Annotated in this window: 12 protein-coding genes; 11 read left to right on the top strand and 1 reads right to left on the bottom strand. The window is 72.5% G+C overall.

The features are described from left to right. Positions 1-6: 6 nt before the first annotated feature. Positions 7-2,202, bottom strand: coding sequence for an elongation factor G-like protein EF-G2 (locus IE248_RS22795; RefSeq protein WP_190031554.1), 2,196 nt, complete (start codon positions 2,200-2,202; stop codon positions 7-9). A 272-nt stretch (positions 2,203-2,474) separates the two neighbouring features. Between IE248_RS22795 and pgsA the strand changes: the two genes are divergently transcribed. The 11 genes from pgsA to yajC all read left to right on the top strand — a co-directional run bounded on the left by pgsA (position 2,475) and on the right by yajC (position 11,804). Continuing rightward, the gene (gene pgsA, locus IE248_RS22790; RefSeq protein WP_008740487.1) at positions 2,475-3,140 is read left to right on the top strand and encodes a phosphatidylinositol phosphate synthase; all 666 of its coding nucleotides are present in this window, start codon (positions 2,475-2,477) and stop codon (positions 3,138-3,140) included. Further along, on the top strand, positions 3,140-4,045 hold the full coding sequence (locus IE248_RS22785; protein ID WP_037792338.1) for a phosphatidylinositol mannoside acyltransferase: 906 nt from the start codon (positions 3,140-3,142) through the stop codon (positions 4,043-4,045). Before pgsA ends, IE248_RS22785 begins: the two co-directional genes overlap by 1 nt. Further along, on the top strand, positions 4,042-5,205 hold the full coding sequence (locus tag IE248_RS22780) for a glycosyltransferase family 4 protein (protein WP_100582406.1): 1,164 nt from the start codon (positions 4,042-4,044) through the stop codon (positions 5,203-5,205). Before IE248_RS22785 ends, IE248_RS22780 begins: the two co-directional genes overlap by 4 nt. A 111-nt stretch (positions 5,206-5,316) precedes the next feature. Next, positions 5,317-5,859: a LemA family protein gene (locus IE248_RS22775; RefSeq protein ID WP_008740484.1), complete on the top strand. Its 543-nt coding sequence runs from the start codon at positions 5,317-5,319 to the stop codon at positions 5,857-5,859. A gap of 163 nt (positions 5,860-6,022) precedes the next feature. Next, the gene (gene pdxS / locus IE248_RS22770) at positions 6,023-6,940 is read left to right on the top strand and encodes a pyridoxal 5'-phosphate synthase lyase subunit PdxS (protein ID WP_008740483.1); all 918 of its coding nucleotides are present in this window, start codon (positions 6,023-6,025) and stop codon (positions 6,938-6,940) included. 8 nt (positions 6,941-6,948) lie between these two features. Continuing rightward, positions 6,949-7,539 (top strand): pyridoxal 5'-phosphate synthase glutaminase subunit PdxT, encoded by a 591-nt coding sequence (gene pdxT / locus IE248_RS22765; RefSeq protein ID WP_037792337.1) that lies wholly within the window; start codon positions 6,949-6,951, stop codon positions 7,537-7,539. 57 nt (positions 7,540-7,596) lie between these two features. Further along, positions 7,597-8,349 (top strand): YebC/PmpR family DNA-binding transcriptional regulator, encoded by a 753-nt coding sequence (locus tag IE248_RS22760; RefSeq protein ID WP_008740481.1) that lies wholly within the window; start codon positions 7,597-7,599, stop codon positions 8,347-8,349. Positions 8,350-8,452: 103 nt separating this feature from the next. Then, complete coding sequence (gene ruvC / locus IE248_RS22755) at positions 8,453-8,983, top strand: crossover junction endodeoxyribonuclease RuvC (protein WP_073795938.1); 531 nt, start codon at positions 8,453-8,455, stop codon at positions 8,981-8,983. Further along, positions 8,980-9,612 (top strand): Holliday junction branch migration protein RuvA, encoded by a 633-nt coding sequence (gene ruvA, locus IE248_RS22750; protein ID WP_008740479.1) that lies wholly within the window; start codon positions 8,980-8,982, stop codon positions 9,610-9,612. Before ruvC ends, ruvA begins: the two co-directional genes overlap by 4 nt. A gap of 486 nt (positions 9,613-10,098) precedes the next feature. Then, positions 10,099-11,160 (top strand): Holliday junction branch migration DNA helicase RuvB, encoded by a 1,062-nt coding sequence (gene ruvB / locus IE248_RS22745; RefSeq protein WP_008740478.1) that lies wholly within the window; start codon positions 10,099-10,101, stop codon positions 11,158-11,160. Between the two features lie 164 nt (positions 11,161-11,324). After that, positions 11,325-11,804: a preprotein translocase subunit YajC gene (gene yajC, locus IE248_RS22740; RefSeq protein ID WP_190031553.1), complete on the top strand. Its 480-nt coding sequence runs from the start codon at positions 11,325-11,327 to the stop codon at positions 11,802-11,804. Positions 11,805-11,866: the final 62 nt, after the last annotated feature.

Below are 11,866 nucleotides of genomic sequence, written 5' to 3'. Positions count from 1 at the left end.
TGTCAACTAGGTCCCCTTCTCCGTCTGTTCGCGCATCTTGTCCGCCAGCTGCGGCGGCATGGGTTCGTGGCGGGCGTACGAGCGGCCGAAGCGGCCCGTGCCGTGCGATACGGAGCGCAGCTCCAGGGCGTACCGGCCGATCTCGATCTCGGGGATCTCGGCGCGCACCCTGGTCCGGCCGGGGCCGGCCTGCTCGGTGCCGACGACGCGGCCGCGGCGGCCGGCGAGGTCGCTCATGACGGGGCCGACGTACTCGTCGGGGACGGTCACGTCGAGCTCGGCCACCGGTTCGAGGAGGTGGATCCGGGCCTCCGCGGCCGCCTCCCGCAGGGCGAGGGCGCCGGCCGTCTGGAAGGCGGCGTCGGAGGAGTCCACCGAGTGCGCCTTGCCGTCGAGCAGCGTGACGCGCACGTCGACCAGCGGGTAGCCGGCGGCGAGCCCGCGGGCGGCCTGGGCCCTGATGCCCTTCTCCACGGAGGGGATGAACTGGCGGGGCACGGAGCCGCCGACGACCTTGTCGACGAACTCGACGCCGCTGCCGGGCGGGAGCGGCTCGACCTCGATCTCGCAGACGGCGAACTGGCCGTGCCCGCCGGACTGCTTGACGTGGCGGCCGCGGCCGGAGGCCTTGGCGCCGAAGGTCTCGCGCAGGCTGACCCGGTGCGGCACGGCGTCGACCTGGACCCCGTACCGGGTGCGCAGCCGTTCGAGGGCGACGTCCTGGTGGGCCTCGCCGAGGGACCACAGGACGACCTGGTGGGTGTGCGGGTTCTGCTCCAGCCGCATGGTGGGGTCCTCGGCGACGAGCCGGGCCAGGCCCTGGGAGAGCTTGTCCTCGTCGGCCTTGCTGTGGGCCTCGATGGCGAGGGGGAGCAGCGGGTCGGGCATCGGCCAGGGCTCCATGAGGAGGGGCCGGTCCTTGGCGGAGAGGGTGTCGCCGGTCTCGGCGCGGGTGAGTTTGGCCACGCAGGCGAGGTCCCCGGCGATGGCCCGGTTGAGGGTGCGCTGCTGTTTGCCGAAGGGGGAGGACAGGGCGCCGACGCGCTCGTCCAGATCGTGGTCCTCGTGGCCCCGGTCGGTCAGCCCGTGCCCGCTGACGTGCACGGTCTCCTCGGGGCGCAGGGTGCCGGAGAAGACGCGGACCAGGGAGACCCGGCCGACGTAGGGGTCGGAGGAGGTCTTGACGACCTCGGCGACCAGCGGCCCGTCGGGATCGCAGGTGGCGTCGGGCCGGGCGGAGCCGTCCGGGGCGGTGACGGCGACGGCGGACCGTTCCAGGGGGGTGGGGAACCCGCCGGTGATCAGTTCGAGGAGTTCGACGGTGCCGAGGCCCTGGCGGGAGCCCTCGGCGGCGGGGGCGGCCATCAGGACGGGGTGGAAGGTGCCGCGGGCGACCGCGCGCTCCAGGTCGTCCACGAGGGTCTTCAGGTCGATGTCCTCGCCGCCCAGGTAGCGGTCCATCAGGCCCTCGTCCTCGCTCTCGGCGATGATCCCCTCGATGAGGCGGGCGCGCGCGTCGGAGATGAGGGCGAGTTCGCCGGGCTCCGGGTCGCGTTCGACGCGTTCGCCGGAGGTGTAGTCGTGGACGCGCCGCGAGAGCAGGCCGAGGAGGCCGGCGACGGGGGCGTGGCCGTCGTGCCCGGCCGGCCCGTACAGGGGCAGGTAGAGCGGGATCACGCGGTCGGGGTCCTCGGCGCCGAAGATCTCGCCGCAGACGCTGGTCATCTGGGCGTAGTCGGCGCGGGCTGCCTCCAAATGGGTGACGACGATCGCCCGGGGCATGCCCACGGCCTCGCACTCGTCCCAGACCATGCGGGTCGCGCCGTCGATGCCGTCGGCGGCCGAGACGACGAAGAGGGCCGCGTCCGCGGCGCGCAGACCGGCCCTGAGCTCACCGACGAAGTCGGCGTATCCGGGGGTGTCCAGGATGTTGATCTTGATCCCGCCCCATTCGACGGGGACGAGGGAGAGCTGGATGGAACGCTGGCGGCGGTGTTCGATCTCGTCGTAGTCGGAGACGGTCCCGCCGTCCTCGACCCGGCCCGCCCGGCCCACCGCGCCCGCGGTCAAGGCCAGGGCTTCGACCAGGGTGGTCTTACCGGCTCCGCTGTGGCCGACCAGCACGACGTTCCGTATCGAGGAGGGGCGGTCGGCCGTCAGTGCCCTGCCGGCGGCCCCGGCTTGGTGTGAGGTGGCTCCCATGATGCTCGTACCTCCCGGTTGGGACGGTGAGGGGGATGTCCAGGTGCGGAAGAAGTCGTTCCGCAGAAACGCGGCCCTTCGAGCTTTGCACTGCCGTCACACTCCGTCCATACGTCGTACCGGGGGCTGTCCGGAGAGTGACGTGGGCACGGCGCGCGGATTGTCCGGCACGAACCGGTGGGTGCGCGGCACCGGGCGCCCGGGGCGCTGGCTACGATGGGCCAGCCGGTGGCCGATGTGGCCGTGCGGCCCAGCGACCCTCCGGGAAGGCCATGCTGAACAAGTACGCGCGTGCATTCTTCACGCGTGTTCTCACGCCATTCGCCGCTTTTCTGCTCCGGCGGGGGGTGAGCCCGGACGCGGTCACCCTGATCGGCACGGCCGGAGTGGTGGCGGGCGCGCTGGTCTTCTTCCCCCGAGGCGAGTTCTTCTGGGGCACGATCACCATCACCCTGTTCGTGTTCTCCGACCTCGTGGACGGGAACATGGCCCGCCAGGCCGGTGTCTCCAGCCGGTGGGGCGCCTTCCTCGACTCCACCCTCGACCGGGTCGCGGACGCGGCGATCTTCGGCGGCCTGGCGCTCTGGTACGCGGGCAACGGGAACGACAACGTGCTGTGCGCGGTCGCGATCTTCTGCCTGGCCAGCGGCCAGGTGGTCTCGTACACCAAGGCGCGCGGCGAATCGATTGGCCTGCCGGTGGCCGTCAACGGGCTCATCGAGCGCGCCGAACGCCTGGTGATCTCGCTGGTCGCGGCCGGCCTGTCCGGACTGCAGACCTTCGGCGTGCCCTCCTGGATCGGGGTGCTGCTGCCGATCGCGCTGTGGATCGTCGCCGTGGGCTCGCTGGTCACCCTGATCCAGCGGGTGGTCACCGTACGCCGCGAGGCCGCCGAGGCCGACGCCGCCGCCGCGGTCGCCGAAGGCGGCGCCGCCTGATGGGGACGGCGCGGGAGAAGCTGGTAGACGGCCTGTACGGGCTCGGCTGGGCCGGGGTCAAGAAGCTCCCCGAGCCCGCGGCGGTGGCCCTGGGCCGGCGCATCGCGGACTTCACGTGGAAGCGGCGCGGCAAGAGCGTGCTGCGCCTGGAGTCGAACCTGGCCCGGGTGGTGCCGGACGCCTCGCCGGAGCGGCTGCGCGCGCTGTCGCAGGCCGGGATGCGCTCGTACATGCGGTACTGGATGGAGTCCTTCCGGCTGCCGACCATGGAAACCAGCCGCTTCGGCCGGGACGTCCGGATGCAGGACGAGGACATCCTGCGCGAGGCCCTCGCCTCCGGCCGCGGGGTCGTCGTGGCGCTGCCGCACCTGGCCAACTGGGACCTCGCCGGCGCCTGGGCCGTCGGCCACCTCGGCGTGCCCTTCACCACGGTCGCCGAGCGGCTCAAGCCCGAGACCCTCTTCGACCGCTTCGTGGCCTACCGCGAGAGCCTCGGCATGGAGGTCCTGCCGCACACCGGCGGCGCCGCCTTCGGCACCCTCGCCCGCCGGCTCCGCTCCGGCGGGCTGGTCTGCCTCGTGGCGGACCGCGACCTGTCGGCCTCCGGCGTGGAAGTGGACTTCTTCGGCTCCGCCGCGCGGATGCCGGCCGGCCCGGCCCTGCTGGCGCAGCAGACGGGGGCGGTACTGCTCCCGGCGACCCTGTACTACGGGGACACGCCCAAAATGTACGGCCGGATCCACCCCGAGGTGACGGTGCCGCAGACCGGCACCCGGACCGAGAAGACCGCCGCCATGACCCAGGCGCTCGCGGACGCCTTCGCGTCGGGCATCTCCGAGCACCCGGAGGACTGGCACATGCTGCAGCGGCTGTGGCTGGACGACCTGGAGGAGCGCGCGCTGTGAAGATCGGCATCGTGTGCCCCTACTCCTGGGACGTACCGGGCGGGGTCCAGTTCCACATCCGTGACCTCGCCGAGCACCTGATCCGCCTCGGCCACGAGGTCTCGGTGCTCGCCCCGGCCGACGACGAGACGCCGCTGCCCCCGTACGTGGTCTCGGCCGGGCGGGCGGTGCCGGTGCCGTACAACGGGTCGGTGGCCCGCCTGAACTTCGGGTTCCTCTCGGCGGCCCGGGTGCGGCGCTGGCTGCACGACGGGGTCTTCGACGTGATCCACATCCACGAACCGGCCTCGCCCTCGCTGGGGCTGCTGTCCTGCTGGGCGGCGCAGGGGCCGATCGTGGCCACCTTCCACACCTCGAACCCGCGCTCCCGGGCCATGATCGCGGCGTACCCGATCCTGCAGCCCGCGCTGGAGAAGATCAGCGCGCGGATCGCGGTGAGCGAGTACGCGCGGCGCACCCTGGTCGAGCACCTCGGCGGCGACGCGGTCGTGATCCCCAACGGCGTCGACGTGGACTTCTTCGCCTCCGCCGAGCCCAAGGAGGAGTGGGGCGCAAGCACGCTCGGCTTCATCGGCCGCATCGACGAGCCGAGGAAGGGCCTGCCCGTACTGATGGCGGCCTTCCCGCGGATCGTCGAGGAGTGCCCGGACGTACGGCTCCTCGTGGCGGGCCGCGGCGACGAGGAGGAGGCGGTGGCCTCCCTCCCGGCCGACCTGCGCTCCCGCGTCGAGTTCCTCGGCATGGTCTCCGACGAGGACAAGGCGAGGCTGCTGCGCAGCGTCGACGTGTACGTCGCGCCCAACACCGGCGGCGAGAGCTTCGGGATCATCCTCGTCGAGGCCCTGTCGGCGGGCGCCGCCGTGCTCGCCTCCGACCTGGACGCGTTCGCGCAGGTCCTGGACCAGGGCGCGGCGGGCGAGCTCTTCGCCAACGAGGACGCGGGCGCCCTGGCCGAGGCCGCCGTACGGCTGCTGCGCGATCCGGCGCGGCGGGCGGAACTGAGCGCGCGCGGCTCCGCGCACGTGCGCCGCTTCGACTGGTCGACCGTGGGCGCGGACATCCTGGCCGTCTACGAGACGGTCACGGACGGCGCGGCGGCGGTGGCCACCGACGAGCGGGTTCCGCTGCGGACCCGGTGGGGGCTCTCCCGGGAGACGTGACCTCCCGGCGGGGCCGGGGGAGGTGGGGCGGCCGGCAGTCCGGCAGCCCGGCGGTCCGCGAGGCCGGGCGCCGGGACCTGACCGGCGCGTTCGCGGGTAGAGTCGCGGCCCGTGATCGAAACCCTTGTCTGGATCGCCCTGGCGCTCGGCGTCATCGGGGTCTACCTCAGCTGGACCGCCGGACGGCTCGACCGGCTCCACACCCGCATGGACGCCGCCCGCGCCGCCCTCGACGCCCAGCTCGTCCGGCGGGCTTCCGTGGTGCTGGAGGTGGCGACGTCCGGAGTGCTGGACCCCGCCTCCTCGCTCGTGCTGTACGAGGCCGCCCACGCCGCCCGCCAGGCCGAGGAGGACCACCGCGAGGTCGCCGAGAGCGAACTCAGCCAGGCGCTGCGCGCGGTGTTCGCCGACGCCGACCAGGTCGAGGCCGTCAAGGCGGCTCCCGGGGGCGAGGAGGCCGCGGAGGAACTGGCGGCGGCCGTCCGCCGGGTGCCGATGGCCCGCAGGTTCCACAACGACGCCGTGCGCGCCGCCCGCGCGCTGCGCCGGCACCGCAAGGTCCGCTGGTTCAGGCTGGCGGGACACGCGCCGTTCCCGCTCGCCTTCGAGATGGACGACGAACCCCCCGCGGACCTCGCCGACCGCCCGGCCTGATCCGGAGGGCAGGCCCTGGGTTCCGCTCCGCGAGTTGTACCGAAAGGCCAACTTGGAAGGAGCCACCGGCTCCTTATTGGCCCTTGCAGTGGACTGGTCGATGACGGTTTGCTCAGCCCGGTAAAACCCGCAGCACCCGTCTTCCTTCGAGTGAGGTCAACCCGTGAGCACGCTTCCCTCCACCCCGCAGTCCGCTGAGTCCGCGATCGGCACCTCCCGCGTCAAGCGCGGCATGGCCGAGCAGCTCAAGGGCGGCGTGATCATGGACGTGGTCAACGCCGAGCAGGCGAAGATCGCCGAGGACGCCGGCGCCGTGGCCGTCATGGCCCTGGAGCGGGTCCCCGCGGACATCCGCAAGGACGGCGGCGTCGCGCGCATGTCCGACCCCAACATGATCGAAGAGATCATCGAGGCCGTCTCGATCCCGGTCATGGCCAAGTCCCGCATCGGCCACTTCGTCGAGGCCCAGGTCCTCCAGTCCCTCGGCGTCGACTACATCGACGAGTCCGAGGTCCTGACCCCGGCCGACGAGGTCAACCACTCCGACAAGTGGGCGTTCACCACCCCCTTCGTCTGCGGCGCCACCAACCTCGGCGAGGCCCTGCGCCGCATCGCCGAGGGCGCGGCCATGATCCGCTCGAAGGGCGAGGCCGGCACCGGCAACGTCGTCGAGGCGGTCCGCCACCTGCGTCAGATCAAGAACGAGATCGCCCGCCTGCGCGGCTACGACAACAACGAGCTGTTCGCCGCCGCCAAGGAGCTGCGCGCGCCGTACGAGCTCGTCAAGGAGGTCGCCGAGCTCGGCAAGCTCCCGGTCGTGCTGTTCTCCGCCGGTGGCGTCGCCACCCCGGCCGACGCCGCCCTGATGCGCCAGCTCGGCGCCGAGGGCGTCTTCGTCGGCTCCGGCATCTTCAAGTCCGGCGACCCGGCCAAGCGCGCCGCCGCCATCGTGAAGGCCACCACCTTCTACGACGACCCGAAGATCATCGCGGACGCCTCCCGCAACCTGGGCGAGGCCATGGTCGGCATCAACTGCGACACCCTGCCCGAGGCCGAGCGCTACGCCAACCGCGGCTGGTAGTCACTGCCATGACCAACCCCGTGATTGGTGTCCTGGCCCTCCAGGGCGACGTACGGGAGCACCTGATCGCCCTGGCCGCGGCGGACGCCGTGGCCAGGCCGGTCCGGCGTCCCGACGAGCTCGCCGAGGTCGACGCCCTGGTGATCCCCGGCGGCGAGTCGACGACCATGTCGAAGCTCGCCGTGCTGTTCGGCATGCTGGAGCCGCTGCGCGAGCGCGTGAAGGCCGGCATGCCGGTCTACGGCACCTGCGCCGGCATGATCATGCTCGCCGACAAGCTGCTCGACGGCCGTGAGGACCAGGAGACCCTGGGCGGCATCGACATGATCGTGCGCCGCAACGCCTTCGGCCGTCAGAACGAGTCCTTCGAGGCGAAGATCGACTTCGCGGGCATAGAAGGCGGCCCCGTCGAGGGCGTCTTCATCCGTGCCCCGTGGGTCGAATCGGTCGGCGCCCCGGTCGAGGTGCTCGCCACGTACGACGGGCACACGGTCGCCGTGCGCCAGGGCAACGTCCTCGCGACCTCGTTCCACCCGGAGCTGACCGGGGACGACCGCGTCCACGCGTACTTCGTCGACATGGTGCGCGCCGGGCTGTGACGGCGTCCCGGTAGGATCTGAGGCGAACACTGTTGGTGACGCGAAGGAGACAGGCAGATGTCCGGCCACTCTAAATGGGCTACGACGAAGCACAAGAAGGCCGTGGTTGACGCCAAGCGCGGCAAGCTCTTCGCGAAGCTGATCAAGAACATCGAGGTCGCGGCCCGTATGGGCGGTGCCGACATCGATGGCAACCCGACCCTCTTCGACGCCATCCAGAAGGCCAAGAAGAGCTCGGTCCCGAACAAGAACATCGACTCCGCGGTCAAGCGCGGCGGCGGCCTCGAAGCCGGCGGCGCCGACTACGAGACGATCATGTACGAGGGTTACGGCCCCAACGGCGTCGCGGTGCTCATCGAGTGCCTCACCGACAACCGCAACCGCGCCGCCTCCGACGTCCGCGTCGCCATGACCCGCAACGGCGGCTCGATGGCCGACCCGGGCTCGGTCTCGTACCTGTTCAACCGCAAGGGCGTCGTGCTCCTGCCCAAGGGCGAGCTCTCCGAGGACGACGTCCTGGAGACGGTGCTGGAGGCGGGCGCCGAAGAGGTCAACGACCTCGGCGAGAGCTTCGAGATCATCAGCGAGGCCACCGACATGGTCGCCGTCCGCACGGCCCTCCAGGAGGCCGGCATCGACTACGACTCGGCCGACTCCAACTTCCTGCCGACCATGCAGGTCGAGCTGGACGAGGAGGGCGCGCGCAAGATCTTCAAGCTGATCGACGCGCTGGAGGACAGCGACGACGTGCAGAACGTCTTCGCCAACTTCGACGTCTCGGACGAGGTCATGGAGAAGGTCGACGCCTGATCGGGCATCAGCGGCGGGCCGGCGGGGACACACCCCGCCGGCCCGCCGCTTTGTCAGTGCCAGCGGCTAGCCTGCACGCACTGGCGAGCGAAGGAGGGGCGGGGTGCGAGTTCTCGGCGTGGACCCGGGGCTGACCCGGTGCGGTGTCGGCGTGGTCGAGGGCGTCGCCGGCCGCCCGCTGACGATGATCGGCGTGGGGGTCGTCCGGACCCCCGCGGACGCGGAGCTGGGCAACCGGCTCGTCGCGATCGAGCGGGGCATAGAGGAATGGCTCGATGAGCACCGTCCCGAAGTCGTCGCCGTGGAGCGGGTGTTCAGCCAGCACAACGTCAGCACGGTGATGGGCACCGCCCAGGCCAGTGCCGTCGCCATGCTGTGCGCCGCGCGGCGCGGCATCCCGGTCGCGCTGCACACCCCGAGCGAGGTCAAGGCCGCCGTCACCGGATCCGGCCGGGCCGACAAGGCGCAGGTCGGGGCGATGGTCACCCGGCTGCTGCGGCTCGCCGCCCCGCCGAAGCCGGCCGACGCCGCCGATGCGCTCGCGCTCGCCATCTGCCACATCTGGCGGGCTCCCGCCCAGAACCGCCTCCAGCAGGCGGTCGCCCTGCACGCCTCGAAAGGCCGCCCCTCATGATCGCTTTCGTCAGCGGCCCGGTCGCCGCGCTCGCCCCCACCCTGGCCGTGATCGAGGTCGGGGGAGTGGGCATGGCCGTGCAGTGCACGCCGAACACCATCGCGGCCCTGCGCGTCGGGGAGCCGGCCCGGCTGGCGACCTCCCTGGTCGTACGGGAGGACTCGCTCACGCTGTACGGCTTCGCGGACGACGACGAGCGGCAGGTCTTCGAGCTGCTCCAGACGGCGAGCGGGGTCGGGCCGCGGCTGGCCCAGGCGATGCTGGGCGTACACAGCCCGGACGCGCTGCGACTGGCCGTCGAGTCGGGGGACGAGCGGGCCCTGACGGCGGTGCCGGGCATCGGCAAGAAGGGCGCGCAGAAGCTGCTGCTGGAGCTGAAGGGCAAGCTGGGCGCTCCGCTGGGGTCGAGCGGCCTGGTCGGCGCGCAGCGCGCGGCCGCGGCCGGCCCCGCGCCCTGGACCGAGCAGCTGTCCGCCGCGTTGATCGGCCTGGGGTACGCGTCCAGGGACGCGGAGGAGGCGGTCTCGGCGGTGACGCCGCAGGCCGAGGCGGCCATTGCCGCCGGTGGCTCGGCGCCGGTGCCCCAGCTCTTGCGAGCGGCCCTCCAATCCCTGAACCGCACCCGCTGACGGTGCGCTCCGCGGGCGTCCGGCCCCGGCGGTCCCGGCCCGCTCCCGACGCCGCTGCCCGGCCCGGCGTCCGGGACCGGACCACTGCCGCTGCGAGGGTCCGGTGCCGGACCGGCGCCGGTGCGGGGCGGTGCCGCTGCGCGGGGCTTGCCCCACCCCGCCCTTCTCCCGTTCACCGGGCTCTGCCCGGGCCCGCGCCTCAAACGCCGGCGGGGCTGCAAGTGCCGGCCGGTGGGACCCGGCAACCGCCGGTACCCGCCGATCAGGCCCCGGCACGGGCCGCTGGGGACCGGGCCTGGTCGGGGGACCGGGGGCTCCGGACCGGAGGTGGGTTCGGGCCGCCCTTGGGCCGGAGGGGGGGCCGGACCGCCCCCGGGCGGAGAAGGGGCGCGGGCTCGGGGGGCTTGAGCAGGGGGGCGGGGGACCCCGGGCGGGGAGAAGGCAGCGTTGGTGAACATCCGCGAAGCGAGAAGGCAGACTGACAGCGTGAACTGGGACGACGAGAGCGACGACCGGATCGTGGCGGCGGCGGCGGACGGGGAGGACACCGCCGTCGAGGCGGCCCTGCGCCCCAAGGACCTCGGCGAGTTCGTCGGGCAGGAGAAGGTCCGCCAGCAGCTGGACCTCGTCCTGAAGGCGGCCCGGCAGCGCGGGGCCACCGCCGATCACGTGCTGCTCTCCGGCGCCCCGGGCCTCGGCAAGACCACCCTCTCCATGATCATCGCCGCCGAGATGGGCGCGCCGATCCGGATCACCTCCGGCCCCGCCATCCAGCACGCCGGCGATCTCGCCGCGATCCTCTCCTCCCTCCAGGAGGGCGAGGTGCTCTTCCTCGACGAGATCCACCGCATGTCCCGGCCCGCCGAGGAGATGCTCTACATGGCGATGGAGGACTTCCGCGTCGATGTGATCGTCGGAAAGGGGCCCGGGGCCACGGCCATCCCCCTGGAGCTGCCGCCCTTCACCCTCGTGGGGGCGACGACCCGCGCCGGGCTGCTGCCGCCGCCCCTGCGGGACCGCTTCGGCTTCACCGGCCACATGGAGTTCTACGCCCCCGAGGAGCTGGAGCGCGTCATCCACCGCTCCGCCCGCCTCCTCGACGTGGAGATCGACACCGCCGGCGCCGCCGAGATCGCCGGCCGTTCCCGCGGCACCCCCCGCATCGCCAACCGGCTGCTGCGCCGCGTCCGCGACTACGCCCAGGTCAAGGCCGACGGGGTGATCACGCGCGAGGTGGCCGGTACCGCCCTCCAGGTGTACGAGGTGGACGCGCGCGGCCTCGACCGCCTCGACCGGGCCGTGCTGGAGGCACTGCTCAAGCTGTTCGGCGGCGGCCCCGTCGGGCTGTCCACGCTCGCCGTGGCCGTGGGGGAGGAGCGGGAGACCGTGGAGGAGGTCGCGGAGCCCTTCCTGGTACGGGAGGGACTGCTCGCCCGTACCCCCCGGGGGCGTGTCGCGACCCCCGCCGCATGGGTTCACCTGGGGCTCGTCCCGCCGCAGCCCGGCGGCGGCGGATCAAGCGGACAACAGGGCTTGTTCGGGGCCTGACGGCGCGGAGGTTCGCCCGGTCAGGAACTGCGGTGCCATGCTGGGCGTTGTTCCATCGGTGCGGACTCGCCTAGACTCCGCCGATGCCGACCCTTCGGGTCGGCGTGCCCACCCCCGTAGAAAAAGGCCGTCTCCCGTGCGGTCGTGCGAAGGATCTCCGTCCCGTGAATCTCGTGACACTCCTCCCGTTCATCGTGCTCATCGGGGCGATGTTCCTGATGACCCGCTCCGCGAAGAAGAAGCAGCAGGCGGCCGCGCAGATGCGCGACCACATGACGCCCGGCACCGGGGTCCGCACCATCGGCGGCATGTACGCCACGGTGAAGGAGATCGGTGACGACACGGTCACCCTCGAAGTGGCCCCCGGCGTCCACGCGATCTTCGCGAAGAACGCCATCGGTGCCGTCCTCGACGACGAGGAGTACAACCGCATCGTCCACGGCCAGGCCGCTGATCTGACGATCGACACGCCGGTCGTCCCGGACGACGCCTCCTCGCTCACCCAGTCCGAGACCGAGGGCGACGCCCCGAAGCTGGACATGGGCAAGAAGGACGCGCCCCAGGCCGATGAGCCCCAGGCCGACGCGCCCAAGGGCGACGAGCCCAAGGACGGCAAGGCCGACGGCGAGGCCGGAGCCAAGTAGCAGTAGGCGGCACGGATCGCGGCGGCGCCTGACCGGCGGCCGCCGCGGTGCCTGCCGGTGAC

It is taken from the genome of Streptomyces goshikiensis (genome assembly GCF_014650555.1).
In the GTDB taxonomy this organism is placed as follows: Bacteria; Actinomycetota; Actinomycetes; order Streptomycetales; family Streptomycetaceae; genus Streptomyces; species Streptomyces goshikiensis.
This window is presented reverse-complemented; position numbering and strand designations above follow the sequence as displayed.